The organism is Pseudoalteromonas sp. APC 3358 (assembly GCF_030408075.1).
GTDB classification, from domain to species: domain Bacteria; phylum Pseudomonadota; class Gammaproteobacteria; order Enterobacterales; family Alteromonadaceae; genus Pseudoalteromonas; species Pseudoalteromonas arctica.
This window is the reverse complement of record NZ_JASDCE010000009.1, coordinates 156,607-173,252: the sequence shown is the minus strand read 5'-3', so window position 1 is coordinate 173,252 and position 16,646 is coordinate 156,607. Positions and strand designations below refer to the sequence as shown.

The window sequence follows — 16,646 nt, the reverse complement described above, 5'->3', positions numbered from 1 at the left end:
TTTTTTGATTTTTTAACAGCTTAGCTGTGATATTTCTCACACGCTTCAAGTGTGTTTTCAATTAAGCTCGCGACCGTCATCGGGCCAACGCCACCTGGTACAGGTGTAATAAAATGCGCTTTTTGTTCAGCCACACTGTATTGAACATCACCGACTAATTTACCCGTGTCTAAACGGTTAATGCCTACATCGATGACTATAGCGCCTTCTTTTATCCAATCTCCAGGTATAAATTCAGGTTTACCTACAGCCACAACTAATAAGTCAGCGCGGCGAACATGCGTTTCTAAGTCTTGAGTAAACTTATGGCATACTGTGGTAGTACAACCCGCTAATAAAAGCTCTAGCGACATTGGACGACCAACAATATTTGACGCGCCAACGACAACTGCATGCATCCCTTTATAACGTACACCCGTTGAATCAAGTAATGTAATAATACCTTTAGGGGTACATGGGCGAAGGGCAGGCATACGCTGTGCTAATCGACCAATGTTATATGGATGAAATCCATCAACATCTTTATGTGGGGTAATGCGTTCTAAAATCTTTTCAGCATCAAGACCTTTTGGCAGTGGTAACTGCACTAAAATTCCATCAACTTCGGCATCATTATTTAGCTCGTCAATTAAATCTAAAAGAGTTTGCTCTTGCGTGTCTGCTGGTAAATCAAATGATTTGGAGATAAAACCTACTTCTTCACAGGCTTTACGTTTTGAACCAACATAAACTTGGCTTGCTGGATCAAGTCCAACAAGTACTACTGCAAGTCCTGGTGCACGTAAACCATTTGCTACACGTTCACTTACGCGTTCTGCTACAGCGCTACGTACTTGTTTTGCGATTGCCTTACCATCAATGATGTTTGCCGTCATGGGTGACCTTTAATTGGGGTTAATTAACTAGATACCGATACTCTAAAAACGAATGCATAATAAAATAGGGGTAAAAATGCTAATAAAGAAAACGTACTCTTTATTTAACTCGTTTTATAATGTGCCTACTATTTTCGCAGAAAAGCATAGCAGCGCCAAGTTGCTTTTAATGTATATAACATTTGAGTTATTAAATAGTTTAAATTTCAGCCTACTATTGTAATATTTAACCATTGTGCACTAAAAATGAGCACTTGATTGGTTTTATTAAAAAAACGTTTGACCTAACCCCATCAAATCACTATTATGCACCCCGTTGTCAACGAGGTCACTCGCTAACAATAATAAGTTTCGGCGATTAGCGCAGTTTGGTAGCGCACTTGGTTTGGGTCCAAGGGGTCGCAGGTTCAAATCCTGCATCGCCGACCATTTTTATAATTTATTATAATCGAATAGCTTATTGGTAAACTATGAAGTTTTCGATGCGCCCATAGCTCAGCTGGATAGAGCAACGCCCTTCTAAGGCGTGGGTCGAAGGTTCGAATCCTTCTGGGTGCACCATTTGAAAACATGTAAATATAGCGGTGATTGTAGCTCAGTTGGTAGAGCCCCGGATTGTGATTCCGGTTGTCGTGGGTTCGAGCCCCATCAGTCACCCCATTTACAACGAATATCGGCGATTAGCGCAGTTTGGTAGCGCACTTGGTTTGGGTCCAAGGGGTCGCAGGTTCAAATCCTGCATCGCCGACCATTTTCTTAAAATGGTCTTAAACTCTCAGTTTAAGTGTTCAGTATGAAAAAAGAAGTTAACTCTTCAATGTCGGCGATTAGCGCAGTTTGGTAGCGCACTTGGTTTGGGTCCAAGGGGTCGCAGGTTCAAATCCTGCATCGCCGACCATTTTCTTATCTAATAAGAATAATAAATAAATTCCTCTAAGTTATAAATCTAAATCTGTTAGCCTATAATTCTATTAAATAATTTCTACTTTAATCCATTCAATGCCTAGTTAGCCTGTTTTTTATTCAGTTAGTCTCTATAGTCCCTTATCTAGTCCAAATAATTGCCCCCTATACTCGACTATCATAAATATTAGGTTATAATGCCGCGTCTATTGTTTAACATAGTGCCCGAAGGGCAAAGCAGCAATGGTATCTCATGGTAGCGACGGATGCTTTTAAGTGTGAAAAACCGCTTAAACTTTATCAAGACTCATGCAGATCACTTTGTTTGTAAAGGAAGGCGAACAGTCGCCAAAATTGAATATTGAGGTAAATCATGCAAGTTTCTGTTGAGACGACCCAAGGCCTTGAGCGCCGTATAACTATCACCGTTCCTTCAGAGAACGTTGAGACCGAAGTAAAAAAACGCCTACAACAACTGTCAAAAACACAGCGTATAGATGGTTTCCGTGCTGGTAAAGTTCCAGTATCTGTAATTAACAAGCGTTTTGGCCCTGCAGTTCGTCAAGAAGTTGCTGGCGAAGTAATGCAACGTAATTACATTGAAGCAATCGTTTCTGAAAAAATCAATCCAGCTGGCGCGCCTACATTCGCACCTAAATCACTTGAAGCAGGTAAAGATTTAGAATTCTCAGCAACGTTTGAAGTTTACCCTGAAGTTGAAGTTCAAGGTTTAGATAAAATTACTGTTGAGAAACCAGCGGTAACAGTGACTGACGAAGATTTAGCTAACATGCTAGAAACACTTCGTAAGCAACACGCAGCTTGGGCTGATGTTGATGCAGCTGCTGGCGAAAACGACCGTGTAACAGTTGATTTCGTAGGTACTATCGACGGTGAAGTATTTGAAGGCGGCAAAGCTGAAGACTTCCCATTAGAACTTGGCCAAGGTCGTATGATCCCAGGTTTTGAAGATAACATCGTAGGTAAAAAAGCAGGCGAAGAAGTAGTTGCTGATGTAACTTTCCCTGATGATTACCACGCTGAAAACTTAAAAGGTAAAGCGGCTCAATTCACTATCACAGTGAAAAAAGTTGAAGCGCAAGAATTACCAGAATTAAGCGAAGAGTTTGCAACTAAATTCGGTGTTACCGAAGGCGGCGTAGACGCGCTTAAAGAAGAAGTTAAAAAGAACATGACACGTGAGCTAGACCAAGCGGTTAAAGCAAGCGTTAAAGACCAAGCAATCAAAGGTCTTTTAGCTAACAACGAAATCGAAGTGCCTAAAGCACTTGTTGATCAAGAAGTTGATGCTCTACGTCAGCAAGCAGCTCAACGTTTTGGCGGCGACGCTCAAAACATGCCAGAGCTTCCAGCTGAATTGTTCCACGAGCAAGCTGTAACGCGTGTTAAAACTGGCCTTTTATTAGGTGAAGTGATTAAAGCTAACGAGATTAAAGTTGATGACGCTAAAGTTGAAGCATTAATCGCAACGGTAGCTTCTGCATACGAAGATCCAACTGAAGTAGTAGAATACTACAAAGGTAATGATCAACTTATGCAGCAAATGCGTAATGTAGCAATGGAAGAGCAAGCTGTTGAAGCTATTTTAGCTAAAGCAGTTGTTACTGATGTTGAAAAAGCATTTGATGACATCATGAATCCACAGCAAGGTGCTTAATAAGTCATTGACTTAAGCTCTCGCTAACGATTAAATGGCTCGTGCTACTCTGTTTATACAGCGTGCCCGGGCCATTTTAGTTTTTGGCTCTAAATTTGCGAAAAACGATAACTATGCTTCCTTATAATAAGGATAAGTATAAGCGCATAAGGAATTAAATAAGTATGAATACTGGTATTACAGATCCCCTAAATGCATTGGTCCCAATGGTTGTTGAACAAACACCGAAAGGCGAGCGCTCGTATGATATTTATTCGAGATTATTAAAAGAGCGTATTATCTTTTTAACAGGTCAAGTTGAAGACAACATGGCAAATCTGATTTTAGCGCAAATGCTATTTTTAGAATCAGAAAATCCTGATAAAGATATCTTTTTATACATCAACTCACCAGGTGGTTCAGTAACTGCGGGTATGGCTATTTACGACACAATGAACTTCATCAAACCAGATGTAAGTACAATATGTGTAGGTCAAGCTGCAAGCATGGGTGCTTTTTTACTTACTGCTGGCGCTAAAGGTAAGCGTTTTTGCCTACCAAACTCACGTGTGATGATTCACCAACCATTAGGTGGTTTCCAAGGTCAAGCATCTGACTTTGAAATACATGCTAAAGAAATTCTGTCTATTAAAGATAAGCTTAACCGCTTAATGGCTGAGCATACAGGCCAACCATTAGATATTATCTCTAAAGACACAGATCGTGATAACTTTATGAGTGCCACGCAAGCTGTAGATTACGGCTTGGTAGACTCTGTGTTTACAAATCGCGACAAAAAGTAAGCGCTTGGCGAGCAGGATTGCCTGTTTGCCACTTTGAGTTACTATGCGAAAACCAATAAATTTTGGTATAGTTAAAGCGTATTGAAATAGCCGCCAACAGTTTTGGTGGCCAACGTAATAAAATGAGGTAGCTGAATGTCTGACACTCCTACAGACGGCGACAAAAGTAATAAATTGTTATACTGCTCTTTTTGTGGCAAAAGCCAACATGAAGTGCGTAAATTAATTGCAGGCCCTTCAGTATACGTTTGTGATGAATGTGTAGAGTTGTGTAACGATATTATCAGGGAAGAGATCAAAGACATTGCTCCTAAGCATGATACGTCTGACAAACTACCTGTACCAAAAGAAATTCGTAAACACTTAGACGATTATGTTATTGGTCAAGATCATGCTAAAAAAGTATTGTCTGTTGCCGTTTATAACCATTATAAACGCCTACGTAACCAATCGACTAAGCAAGATATTGAATTAAGTAAAAGTAATATTTTGCTTATCGGCCCAACAGGTAGTGGTAAAACATTACTGGCAGAAACATTAGCGCGTCTACTTGATGTGCCGTTTACTATGGCCGATGCCACTACATTAACCGAAGCAGGTTATGTAGGTGAAGATGTTGAAAACATCATTCAAAAGCTTTTACAAAAATGCGATTACGATGTTGAAAAAGCGCAACGTGGCATTGTTTACATTGATGAAATTGACAAAATTTCTCGTAAATCAGATAACCCGTCAATTACACGTGATGTATCGGGTGAGGGCGTTCAACAGGCGCTACTTAAACTGATTGAAGGCACCGTTGCTTCTGTTCCACCGCAAGGTGGTCGTAAACATCCACAACAAGAGTTTTTACAAGTAGATACGTCTAAAATCTTGTTTATTTGTGGTGGTGCATTTTCAGGCCTAGATAAAGTAATTGAGCAACGTAGCCATAAAAATACCGGTATCGGTTTTGGCGTTAGCGTAAAAGAATCTGCGGCGAGTCGTTCTTTAAGTGAAACATTTAAAGACGTAGAACCAGAAGATTTAGTTAAATACGGCTTAATTCCTGAGTTTATAGGTCGTTTGCCAGTAGTTGCTACGTTAACAGAACTTGACGAAGCTGCTCTTGTGCAAATATTGAGTGAACCTAAAAACGCGATTACTAAACAGTTCTCAGTATTGTTTGGTATGGAAGACGTTGAACTTGAGTTTCGCGATGATGCCTTAGCTGCGATTGCCCACAAAGCAATGGAGCGTAAAACAGGTGCACGTGGTCTTCGTTCAATCGTTGAAGGTGTGTTACTTGATACTATGTACGAACTTCCTTCAATGGATGACGTAAGCAAAGTGGTTATTGATGAAACCGTTATTAAAGGTGAGTCAGACCCAATCTTGATTTATGAAAATAATAAACAAGATAAAGCTGCATCAGAATAGTTTTTAAGCTATTTGAATGAAAAAAGGAGCCTTAGGCTCCTTTTTTTATAATTAATTTAATCGAGTATGGGAAAATTGTTGAACTTTAATTAGGTTATCCCCATATACTTGAGTAATCTTTAAAATAAATGAAGTGCGAAGAGAAACTATAATGACGCTTGAGAGAACCGACCGAGTCGAAATCCCAGTCCTTGCACTGCGCGATGTTGTGGTATACCCGCACATGGTGATCCCGCTTTTTGTTGGCCGTGAAAAATCAATAAAATGCCTAGAAGCGGCAATGGACAAAGACAAACAAATTTTCTTGGTTGCACAAAAAGATGCAACTGTAGATGAACCAGAGCAAGATGATATTTATCGTATCGGTACTATTGCCACTGTACTTCAGTTATTAAAATTACCAGACGGTACAGTTAAAGTTTTAGTTGAAGGTACACAGCGCGCACAAATTGAAGAATTTGTAGATAACGATGACTTTTTTGTTGCTAATGCTCAATTTATTGAATCTGATTCAGTAGATGAGAAAGAACAAGATATTTTTATTCGTAGCGCAATTAGCCAGTTTGAAGGCTATGTAAAGCTAAACAAAAAAATTCCACCTGAAGTACTAACTTCAGTTTCAGGTATTGATGAGCCAGCACGCCTTGCCGATACAATGGCAGCCCATATGCCGCTTAAAGTACCTGAAAAGCAAAAAGTGCTAGAAATTTCAAGCGTTACAGAACGTCTTGAATATTTAATGGCATTAATGGAAGGCGAAATAGACTTACTGCAAGTTGAGAAGAAAATTCGTACCCGCGTTAAAAAGCAGATGGAAAAGTCTCAGCGCGAGTATTACCTCAATGAGCAAATGAAAGCTATTCAAAAAGAGCTGGGTGAGCTTGACGATGTACCTGACGAATTTGAAGCACTTAAAAAACGCATCGAAGAATCGGGTATGCCAACAGAAGCACAAGACAAAGCGACGACAGAGCTTAATAAGCTTAAGATGATGTCGCCAATGTCTGCAGAAGCGACTGTAGTGCGTTCATACATTGACACATTAATTAATGTGCCATGGAAAAAACGCTCTAAAGTGAAAAAAGACTTAGCGGGCGCGCAAAAAATTCTTGATAGCGATCACCACGGCTTAGATAAAGTAAAAGAACGCATTATTGAGTACCTCGCGGTACAACAGCGTACTAATAAGCTTAAAGGGCCAATTTTATGTTTAGTTGGGCCACCAGGTGTTGGTAAAACATCGCTTGGGCAATCTATAGCGCGTTCAACTGGTCGTAAGTATGTTCGTATGGCGCTTGGCGGCGTACGTGATGAAGCTGAGATCCGTGGTCATCGTCGTACATACATTGGTTCAATGCCAGGTAAGCTAATTCAAAACATGACAAAAGTGGGCGTTAAAAATCCATTATTTTTGTTAGATGAAATCGATAAAATGTCATCAGACATGCGTGGCGACCCAGCATCAGCACTATTAGAAGTGCTTGATCCTGAGCAAAACAGCCACTTTGCCGATCATTACCTTGAAGTAGATTACGATTTATCTGATGTTATGTTTGTAGCAACATCAAACAGCTTTAACATTCCTGGCCCATTATTGGACCGTATGGAAGTTATTCGTTTATCGGGTTACACCGAAGATGAAAAGCTAAACATTGCAAAAGAGCACTTAATTACTAAACAAGTAAAACGTAACGGCTTAAAAGAGTCTGAAATAGTTATCGAAGATAGTGCAATTATTGGCATTATTCGTTACTACACACGTGAAGCGGGCGTACGTAACCTAGAGCGCGAAATTTCAAAACTATGCCGTAAAGCAGTTAAAAATATCTTACTTGAAAAAGACACTAAAACAGTGACTATCAATCAAGATAACCTAGAAGACTTTTTAGGTGTGCAACGCTTTGATTATGGTAAAGCTGAAGATGGCGACCGTATTGGTCAAGTTACAGGTTTAGCATGGACAGAAGTTGGCGGTGATTTGCTAACAATCGAATGTGCGGCTGTACCAGGTAAAGGTAAACTTACTTATACCGGTTCACTGGGTGATGTGATGCAAGAGTCGATTCAAGCGGCAATGACGGTAGTACGTAATCGCGCAGATACATTTCGTATTAATAGCGATTTTTACGAAAAACGTGATATTCACGTTCACGTACCTGAGGGCGCAACACCGAAAGATGGTCCTAGTGCGGGCGCAGCAATGGTAACAGGTCTTGTATCTAGCTTAACGGGTAACCCTGTACGAGCAGATGTTGCAATGACCGGTGAAATTACGCTACGTGGTGAAGTACTTCCTATTGGTGGCTTAAAAGAGAAATTATTGGCGGCGCATCGTGGTGGAATTAAAACAGTAATCATTCCAAAAATTAACGAACGTGACTTAAAAGAGATTCCAGAGAATGTGCTGGCAGGTCTTGATATTCACCCAGTTACTTGGATTGACGAGGTGTTAAAGCTTGCTTTAGTGCATCCTGTTGAGAGTTTTTCGGTCGAAACACCTAAAAACCAAGAAAAAAGCTAAAAAAAGTGCTTTTTAGGGCTTTTCAAATCTAAACGGTATGATAAGTTAAGCACTGGTTTTCAAGCCTAGCCCTTATGGGGCGTAGGCTTAAGAAAAATATAATCATGTGAGCATTAAAAGTTTGCTCTACAATTTTCAAAAAAGTGATGTTAGTTTAAAAAACCATCGCTCTTGATAATAACAATGAAAGAGGATGATATTGTGAATAAATCTCAATTAATCGATCAAATCGCAGCTGATGCTGACATTTCTAAAGCGGCTGCAGGTCGTGCACTAGATTCATTCATCGAATCTGTATCTGGCGCGCTAAAAGAAGGCGACTCAGTTGCACTTGTTGGTTTTGGTACTTTCTCAGTACGTGACCGTGCTGCACGTTCAGGCCGTAACCCGCAAACTGGTGAAACAATCCAAATTGCTGCTGCAACTATTCCAGCTTTTAAAGCCGGTAAAGCGCTTAAAGACGCAGTAAACTAATCACTGTTTTAAACACATTAGTTATGGCGAGTGTAAAGTTACTGATTCACCACAACAGATGAATTAAGTAACTTTACCGCCAGTTACTTCAAGTGAAAAAGCGTATCTGGTAAGATACGCTTTTTTTACATGTGACAAGGTAAAATACCTTGATCAAAAAGAGATAAACAAATGCTTGAGAAAATCAGAGAAGGTTCGCAAGGACCTGTAGCCAAAATAATTTTAGGCGCGGTGATTTTATCTTTTGCCTTAGCAGGGATCGGTAGTTACTTAGGTCAAACCACAGAACAACCCGTTGCTGAAGTAAATGGAATTAAAATTAGTCAAACCGATTTTAACCGTGCTTACCAAAATGAACGTAGCCGTTTAGAGCAACAATTTGGTGAATATTTTACACAAATTGCCGCTGATCCAAATTACATGGCGCAAATTCGCCAAGGTGTAGTTGACCGCTTAGTACAACAAGAATTGCAATCACAGCTAGCGGCTGATTTAGGCCTTCGCGTAAGCGACGAAAGTGTACGTAAAACAATTTTAGAACTACCGTACTTTCAAATTGGTGAAAAGTTTAATAACGATCGTTACTTACAAGTAATTCGTCAAATGAACTTTCAACCAGATGCTTTTCGTGAATACTTACGTAAAGATATGACACGTAGTCAGGTAGTATCTGCTGTTGCAGGTACAGACTTTGCCCTAGAGAGCGAGCTTAAAAGCGCAATTGCTCTGCAGCAGCAAACTCGTAGTATTGACTACTTAGTCATTAATAAAGAAGCGCTTGCCGCGGACGTAGAAGTATCGGAGCAAGAAGTGTCTGATTACTACGAGCTAAACGCATCACAATTTTTATCTCCAGAGCTTATTTCAGTAAGTTATATTGAGCTTAAAGCAGCAGATATTAATGTTGAATCGGTAACCGAGGATGACGTTAAAGCGTATTACGAGCAAAACAAAGCGCAGTACATAGAACCTGAAAAGCGTCGTGTATCACATATCTTAATTGATAACAGTGAAGACGATGATGCAGCAAAAGAAAAAGCCAATGCACTTCATGCACAACTAGAGCAAGGTGCAGACTTTGCTGAGTTAGCGCAATCATCATCTGACGATATCGTTAGTGGCGAAATGGGCGGCGACCTTGAATGGATTGAACGTGACGTAATGGACCCTGCATTTGAAGACGCGACTTTCGCACTGCAAAACAAAGGTGACATTTCTGAGGTTGTTGCTTCTGAGTTTGGTTATCACATAATTAAACTTACAGACATTCAACCACAACAAGTTAAAGCGTATGACGATGTTAAAGCTGACTTACGTGCTGAATTAGAACAAGCTGAAAAAGTAGATGCGTTTTACGAAAAGCAAACAGAAATGGGCGCACTTGCATTTGAAATTTCAGACCGCTTAGACGACGCTGCAGAAGTTGCTGAAGTGGAAGTTAAATCTACACCTCTTTTAGCACTTAATGCTCTACCAGAGCCTTTAAACAGCCCTGCAGTTGTAACAGCACTAACATCAGTTGATTTACTTGAAGATAAAGTAAACTCTGAAGTTATTGAGCTTGGTGAGGAGCATGCAATTATTGTTCGTATTAACGAGCATAAACCTGCTGCTACTAAAGCGCTGGATGAAGTAAGCGAGCAAATTAAAGCGCGTTTAGTTAATGAAAAATCATCTGAGCTTGCTAAAGAAAAAGCGCGTAGCTTATTTGCAGAAGTACAAGCAGGTAAGAGCTTAAACGATGTAGCAAACGAGCAAAGCTTGACGGTTCGTCAAGAAGCGCAGTTAACACGTCAAAGCTACACTGTTTCACCTGCTATTGTGACTCAAGCATTTAAAATGGCTCACCCAGCAGGTTCTGCGGTAGTTGAGCTTGTTAATTTAAATAATGGTGATGCAGCAATTGTTGCGCTTAAGTCGGTAACAGATGCACAAGTTGCAGCTAATATTGACCCTCAAGCAAAGCAAAGCATTACTATGGCGCAAGCTAATAAAAACTACATGGTATTTATTGAAGCGCTTAAAGCAAATGCTGAACTTAACTTACCAACGGCTACACAAACTGTTGAATAATTAATTTTAGCTCATAAAGAAAGGCGCTTTTAAAGCGCCTTTTTTATTGTCTTAAATAAAGTTGGTATTAATTACCTCTGGCAATAAACTCAATCCGATTGCCGCTAGGCTCTCTTATCATCATATGTTGGGTTGGTCCGTTACCTAAGTTTTCTGGTGCAAACTCTATAGTAATATTATTTTGCATTTCTAAGTGTGTATGTAGCTCGCTTAACTTTTTGATACTTTCAACACTGAGTGCTAAATGATGTAAGCCCACATTTTCTGCCCGATTAAACTCCACACGTTTTTCATCATTTTTTACGCGCCATAATGTAATGGTTATTTTATTGTTTGATAAAAAATAAGCGGGGTAGGTTGGATCACTTCCTAGCGTTTTAAAACCAAGTACATCAGTAAAAAATGCTTTGGATGCATTTAAGTTTGATACGGTTAAACCTAAATGATCAACGCCACCAACCCAACTTTTTGAGGTAGAGTTTTCGTCAGCTATTGAGGTTGTTGATAGCAGTAGTAACGCTAACGATGAAATGCCTGTTAGTAATGTTTTTTTTAGCATAGATCCTCTTTATGGTTTTAGTTGTTAAATTGCGCATTTAACAAAGACCTTCATAAAGGAGATTACATTACACGCTAGGTTGCGTTTAGCAGCTAAGTAATCGCTGCGTTACTTTTGATTGGGGATTTTGGAAAACGTCTTCAGTAGGGCCATATTCAACCACTTCGCCTTTATCGAGTACAACCACATAATCACTGATGTGGCGCACTAGACTTAAATGATGGGTGATCATCACATACGTAAGGCCTGTGTCGCGCTGCAGCTTAAGTAATAAATTCACTATTTGAGCGCGTATAGAAGGGTCTAAAGACGAAACGGCTTCATCAAGCACAATCACCTTAGGATCTAAAATTAATGCACGAGCAAACGCAACACGCTGTAGTTGCCCCACACTAAACATATGCGGGTAGTAGTGTTTATGATCGATTAACAAACCCACCTTTGAAAGCGTTGCATCAATCTTTTCAGTGCGTTCACTAGCATCAAGTTCAGTATTATATTGCAGGCAATCATCAAGCATTTCGCCAATGGTTAACCCCGGGTTGAGCGATGCAGCTGAATCTTGAAAAATCATACGAATATGGCGACATTGATTATCGCGTACGCCATTATCTTCGATAATATTATTCTCGAGCAAAATTTGCCCGCTATCAGCAGTATCAGCTCCAGAAAGTAGTTTTGCTAATGTACTTTTACCTGCACCTGTTTCACCAATTATGGCAATACTTTCGCCTTTACCGACACAAAACGAAATATTTTTAAGTACTTCAAACTTTTTACGTGAAAAAAGCCCAGCTCGCACATTGAATGTTTTAGATAGTGCTTGTACTTTTAGTAGCGGCTGCATTATTTCATGTCCTTAATTAACGGAAAATGGCACGCATAACTATGACCATGATGCTTAGTAAGGGTGGGAGTTACCACGCAGGCTTTTTGTGCTTGCGGACAACGCGGCCCTAGGCGGCAGCCAATAGGCAAATGTTGCAGAGTAGGGATAGTCCCTTTAAGTGCATAAAAAGGTTCTTTATGCGCTAAACCTTGTTCGTAGTCTGGCAAGCTTTTTAGTAATGCTTGCGTGTATGGATGGCGAGGCTGTTTAAATATTTCATGGGTTGGGCCTGCTTCAACCATTTGCCCGCAATATAAAACATGAATGCCATGCGACCAATGTGCAATCTCTTCAAGTTCATGAGAGATCATCAAAATAGACATGTTTTTAAGTTGGTTTAAGCTTTTTAGTAGTCTAAATACTTGTGCGCGAGTTGTGCTCTCAAGTGCTGTAGTTGGCTCATCTGCTATCAATAGCTTTGGAGTGCGGGCAATGGCCATCGCAATCATTACTTTTTGACATACGCCTTCTGAGAGCTCATGAGGGTAACTACTTAGTACTGCTTCGTGGTTTTTAATGCCCACTTTATGAATAAGCGCTTTTACTCTGTCTTTTCTCTCGCGGTTGCGCTTTAAAAAGAAACCTTTAGTTGCGATCTCTGGCAATGTTTCGGCAATTTGGTCAAATATTTTAGCGGTTGGATCAAGGCAGCGACTTGGATCTTGATAGATCATCGCTATATCTTGGCTTACTATTTTACGGCGTTTCTCTGGACTTAAACGCATTAAGTCTACGCCGCGCCAATGAATACGGTCGGCAGTAATGTCCCAGCGTTCGTTCAATACACCAATAATCGCTTTTGCTATTAGGCTTTTACCAGAGCCAGACTCGCCTACAAGCGCATGTACTTCGCCTTCTTTTAAGCTAAAACTCACTCTGTCTACGGCTCTAATTACAGTTTCAGAGGTACGTAGTTCAATTGTTAAGTTACGAACATCGAGTAATTGCATTTAATCAGCCTTACGTGCTTTTAGCACTTGTCGCAGGCCATCGCCTACTAAATTAGTAGATAACACGGCTAAAAATAACAGTATACCAGGTAGCGCTACAGTCCACGGTGCTAAATAAATGAGGCCTAGGTTTTCGGCTAATATTGCGCCCCATTCGGTCGTCGGTGGCTGAGCCCCTAATTTTAAAAATCCCAGTGCTGAAATATCTAATATAGCGGTAGAAAGCGCCATCGTGAATATAACCACAATATGCTCATAAATATTAGGAAAAATACCACGCGATATAATATGCCAATTAGACGCACCATCTAGTCTAAACGCAGTAATGTAATCTTTACTTAATTCATCAACAATCAGGTTACGCACTGAGTGAATAAACTGCGGCAGTAATGCTAAAATAATTGCCCATACGGTATTCATTAAACCCGGGCCGAGTATGGCGATTATTATTATTGCCAGTAACAAAGAAGGAATAGAAAGCGTTATATCAAGCAAGTGATTTAAAAAGCTTGAACGCAGCCCTTTACTAATCCCTGCAAAAGTACCCACTAACACACCAAAAATAGTCGTGATTAGGGCGGCTACAACAGAGAGGCCAAACGTATACGTAGCACCATTCATTAAGCGCGAGAGTACATCACGGCCTAAATCATCGGTACCTAAAAGAAAGCGTACATCGCCCATTTCTCGCCACGATGGCGGAATAAGCAGTGCATCAGTGTGTTGTTGGTTTACACCATACGGGGCTAAAAAAGGAGCGGTGGCGGCTAATAGTGCAAACGCCATAAATATCCATAAACCAACCAAAGCAGGGTGGTTATTTTTAAACTTTCGCCAAAATCGCGCCAGTGGCGATTTATTCGACTCTTCAGAAAATAAATTAAACTTTGCCATGGGCCTGATTCCGCGAGAGTGGATCGAATAAAGTGTAAGTAAGCTCAGCTGTAATAGAAGCTAAAATAACAAATAAAGACACTGCCATTAACCCGCCTTGAATTGCAGGAAAGTCACGCTGATAAATACTATCGATTAACCATCGGCCAATACCCGGCCACGAAAAAATAACTTCGGTAATCATCGCAAGCGTTATTAGCGTACTAAATTGCAAACCAATTTGCTTAATTACCGGCAGTAATGCATTACGCAGTGCATGGTGCATGATAAGTTGGCGGCGGTTAAGGCCTTTTGCCCTAGCTGTTTTAATAAAGTTTTGATCCATTACCTTAAGCATAGACTCGCGAGTAAAGCGCACTAATACAGTGGTTGGATACATAGCCAGTACAATAGTCGGAAGTGTTAAATGGCGCAGCGCATCAACAAAGGCCATTCCTTTATATGGAAAGCCAGCCAGTGCAATATCAATTAAAATAAATCCAGTACTGGCGGGTATTTCGTAAAGGAGCCCCATTCTGCCCGACATAGGAAACCAGCCAAGCTTTAATGAAAAAACCATTATTAATAACAATGCGAGCCAAAATACAGGCATTGAATAACCCACCATAGTGGTAGAGTTTATAAGCTTGTCGGGCCAACGTTTATGATATCCAGAGCCTAAAATGCCAGTTGGTACACCAATAACAACCGATACAATTAATGCGTATACGCTTAGCTCTAAAGTAGCCGGTAGCAAATCAACAATATGGCTAAACACACTATTACCAGAGGCAAACGAAAGCCCCCAATCACCCTGAAATATTCGCCCTAAAAAGGCAATGTATTGCATAAAGTAATTGCTGTTATATAAATATTTGTCTTCAAGCTCACTATGCTGTGCAAAGTTACTACTTGGTATGCCACTTAAATTACTTAGCGGGTCACCGGGAAATAAATACGCCAGTGAAAACGTAAATACGCTGAGCATCAGTATCATAAAAAAGAACAAACCAAGGCGACGTAAAATATAATCTAAGATCATTATTTCTTCCTCGCATTGGCAAGCGAAATAGCGCCAAACGGGCCAAGTGTTATGCCTTCCACATCGGCGCTACTCGCTTGAAAGCGCAGGCCATGAGCAATCGGTAATAACGGCAGCTCTTGAATAATTAAGCTTTGTGCGTCTTCGTAGTATTTTTTACGTTTGTTTAAATCAGTGGTGTCTAGTGCTTGAGTAAGCAATAAGTCAAATTGGGGATTACACCAGTTTGCTGGGTTTTTACCACTAAAAGTAGCGGTACAACTCAGCAGTGGGCTAAAAAAGTTATCAGGATCGGGGGTATCTGCGGCCCAACCAAGTAATACACTGTCGTGCCTATGCTCGCCAATACGTTGAATAAACGTGTTCCACTCATATTCTACAATGCTTACATTAACGCCCACTTTGCGTAAATCACTTTGCATAAGCTCAGCCATTTTTCGCGCGTTAGGGTTATAAATACGACTCACAGGCATAGCCCATATCGTCATATCAAAGCCATCAGGTAAGCCAGCTTCAATTAGTAACTTTTTAGCAAGTTCTGGGTCAAACGTAGGTATATCTTCTTGTGGCTCAAACGCCCAAGAGGTTGGCGGCAAAATAGATTGTGCGCGAGTACCGTTACCGTAATAAACCGCCTGCATTATTTTATCTACATCTATTGCATGTGCGAGTGCTTGGCGTACGCGTAAGTCGTCAAACGGGGCACGTTCTGTATTAAATGCCCAATAACCTATGTTTAAGTTCGTTTCTTTTTCAACGTTTATATCATCACGTTGCGCTAAAATACTTAATTGCGCACTACTTGGATGAGCCGTTACATCGCACTCTTTAGTCAGCATTTTTGCTATACGCGTAGTGCCGTTAGGGGTTATGTCGTAAACCAATTGTTCAAGTGCAACGTCGTGCTTCCAATAAAGTGGGTTACGGTAAAAGCGTACAAGGTGATCTCGGCGGTATTCTTTATAAATATAGGGACCAGTGCCAATAGGGTACTGATCAAATAAGTTTTCTTCGTTTTTTTTCTTAAGTTCCATGGCGTATTCTTCTGAAAGCACCACGGCAAAGTCGGTGGCCATATTAGCTAAAAAGCTGCTTTCAGGATTAAACAATTCAAAACGCACTTGGTAGTCAGACACACGCACAATTTTACGAATAAGTTGATCAATCCCCACACTTTGAAAATACGGGTAATTGGCATCGCCCACAAAGTGATATGGATTGTATACATCGAATAATCGGCTAAAGGTGAATATAACGTCGTCGGCGTTAAAATCCCGCGATGGGGTAAAATAAGAAGTTGTATGAAACTTTACATCTTTACGCAAGGTAAAGGTAACCGATTTACCATCTTTACTAATTTTCCAATCGGTCGCCAGCTCACTTTGAAATTCTGCCGTAACAGGGTCAATGCTAATTAAACGGTCGTATAATTGGTTAGCAATTATATCAATAGTTGAACCGGTGGTCGTGACTTGCGGATTAAACGACACAGGGTTAGCTTCAGCGCAATAAACTAAGCCTTGGTTTTTTTCTTCTATGATTTCTTCTTTGCTATCAAGGCAACCAACTAAAGTGGTGGCAAGCAAAACAAGTAATAATTTATGCACC

The 16,646-nt window shown here is 40.4% G+C and carries 13 protein-coding genes and 5 tRNA genes; 11 read left to right on the top strand and 7 right to left on the bottom strand.

From position 1 onward, the window contains the following. Positions 1-20: 20 nt before the first annotated feature. Positions 21-875 (bottom strand): bifunctional methylenetetrahydrofolate dehydrogenase/methenyltetrahydrofolate cyclohydrolase FolD, encoded by an 855-nt coding sequence (folD, locus tag QL995_RS14950; protein ID WP_002958348.1) that lies wholly within the window; start codon positions 873-875, stop codon positions 21-23. A 352-nt stretch (positions 876-1,227) separates the two neighbouring features. Here folD and QL995_RS14945 point away from each other — a divergent pair. The 11 genes from QL995_RS14945 (at position 1,228) to QL995_RS14895 (ending at position 10,725) form a co-directional block, all read left to right on the top strand. Then, positions 1,228-1,304: transfer RNA gene (locus QL995_RS14945), tRNA-Pro, on the top strand. A 55-nt stretch (positions 1,305-1,359) separates the two neighbouring features. Then, positions 1,360-1,436 (top strand) — tRNA-Arg (locus tag QL995_RS14940). A 23-nt stretch (positions 1,437-1,459) separates the two neighbouring features. Further along, positions 1,460-1,535 (top strand) — tRNA-His (locus tag QL995_RS14935). Positions 1,536-1,549: 14 nt separating this feature from the next. Next, a tRNA-Pro gene (locus tag QL995_RS14930) sits at positions 1,550-1,626 on the top strand. 70 nt (positions 1,627-1,696) lie between these two features. Next, a tRNA-Pro gene (locus tag QL995_RS14925) sits at positions 1,697-1,773 on the top strand. Positions 1,774-2,151: 378 nt separating this feature from the next. Continuing rightward, on the top strand, positions 2,152-3,456 hold the full coding sequence (tig, locus tag QL995_RS14920; RefSeq protein WP_007580935.1) for a trigger factor: 1,305 nt from the start codon (positions 2,152-2,154) through the stop codon (positions 3,454-3,456). 164 nt (positions 3,457-3,620) lie between these two features. Beyond that, complete coding sequence (gene clpP, locus QL995_RS14915; RefSeq protein ID WP_007580937.1) at positions 3,621-4,238, top strand: ATP-dependent Clp endopeptidase proteolytic subunit ClpP; 618 nt, start codon at positions 3,621-3,623, stop codon at positions 4,236-4,238. 135 nt (positions 4,239-4,373) lie between these two features. Then, a complete protein-coding gene (gene clpX / locus QL995_RS14910) occupies positions 4,374-5,657 on the top strand; it encodes an ATP-dependent protease ATP-binding subunit ClpX (RefSeq protein WP_002958344.1) in 1,284 nt (427 codons plus the stop codon). 151 nt (positions 5,658-5,808) lie between these two features. Then, positions 5,809-8,178: an endopeptidase La gene (gene lon / locus QL995_RS14905; RefSeq protein WP_024590979.1), complete on the top strand. Its 2,370-nt coding sequence runs from the start codon at positions 5,809-5,811 to the stop codon at positions 8,176-8,178. Positions 8,179-8,361: 183 nt separating this feature from the next. Next, complete coding sequence (locus QL995_RS14900; RefSeq protein WP_157823336.1) at positions 8,362-8,652, top strand: HU family DNA-binding protein; 291 nt, start codon at positions 8,362-8,364, stop codon at positions 8,650-8,652. A 171-nt stretch (positions 8,653-8,823) separates the two neighbouring features. Then, entirely contained in the window at positions 8,824-10,725 is a 1,902-nt protein-coding gene (locus QL995_RS14895; protein ID WP_290294484.1) for a SurA N-terminal domain-containing protein, read from the top strand. A gap of 67 nt (positions 10,726-10,792) precedes the next feature. On the opposite strand, the gene QL995_RS14890 is transcribed toward QL995_RS14895, so the two are convergent. The 6 genes from QL995_RS14890 to QL995_RS14865 all read right to left on the bottom strand — a co-directional run bounded on the left by QL995_RS14890 (position 10,793) and on the right by QL995_RS14865 (position 16,645). After that, positions 10,793-11,284 (bottom strand): VOC family protein, encoded by a 492-nt coding sequence (locus QL995_RS14890; RefSeq protein ID WP_101217619.1) that lies wholly within the window; start codon positions 11,282-11,284, stop codon positions 10,793-10,795. Between the two features lie 85 nt (positions 11,285-11,369). Continuing rightward, the gene (locus tag QL995_RS14885; RefSeq protein WP_010553756.1) at positions 11,370-12,131 is read right to left on the bottom strand and encodes an ABC transporter ATP-binding protein; all 762 of its coding nucleotides are present in this window, start codon (positions 12,129-12,131) and stop codon (positions 11,370-11,372) included. Further along, positions 12,131-13,123, bottom strand: a complete 993-nt coding sequence (locus QL995_RS14880; protein WP_007580952.1) for an oligopeptide/dipeptide ABC transporter ATP-binding protein — start codon at positions 13,121-13,123, stop codon at positions 12,131-12,133. The genes QL995_RS14885 and QL995_RS14880 overlap by 1 nt, the downstream gene beginning before the upstream one ends. Then, on the bottom strand, positions 13,124-14,017 hold the full coding sequence (locus QL995_RS14875) for an ABC transporter permease subunit (RefSeq protein WP_007580954.1): 894 nt from the start codon (positions 14,015-14,017) through the stop codon (positions 13,124-13,126). It abuts the gene before it with no gap. After that, positions 14,004-15,038, bottom strand: coding sequence for an ABC transporter permease (locus QL995_RS14870; protein ID WP_007580956.1), 1,035 nt, complete (start codon positions 15,036-15,038; stop codon positions 14,004-14,006). The genes QL995_RS14875 and QL995_RS14870 overlap by 14 nt, the downstream gene beginning before the upstream one ends. Then, positions 15,038-16,645 carry an ABC transporter substrate-binding protein gene (locus QL995_RS14865; protein ID WP_010553755.1) on the bottom strand — a complete coding sequence of 536 codons (1,608 nt, stop codon included), beginning with the start codon at positions 16,643-16,645 and terminating at the stop codon, positions 15,038-15,040. Before QL995_RS14865 ends, QL995_RS14870 begins: the two co-directional genes overlap by 1 nt. Between the last annotated feature and the right edge of the window lies 1 nt (position 16,646).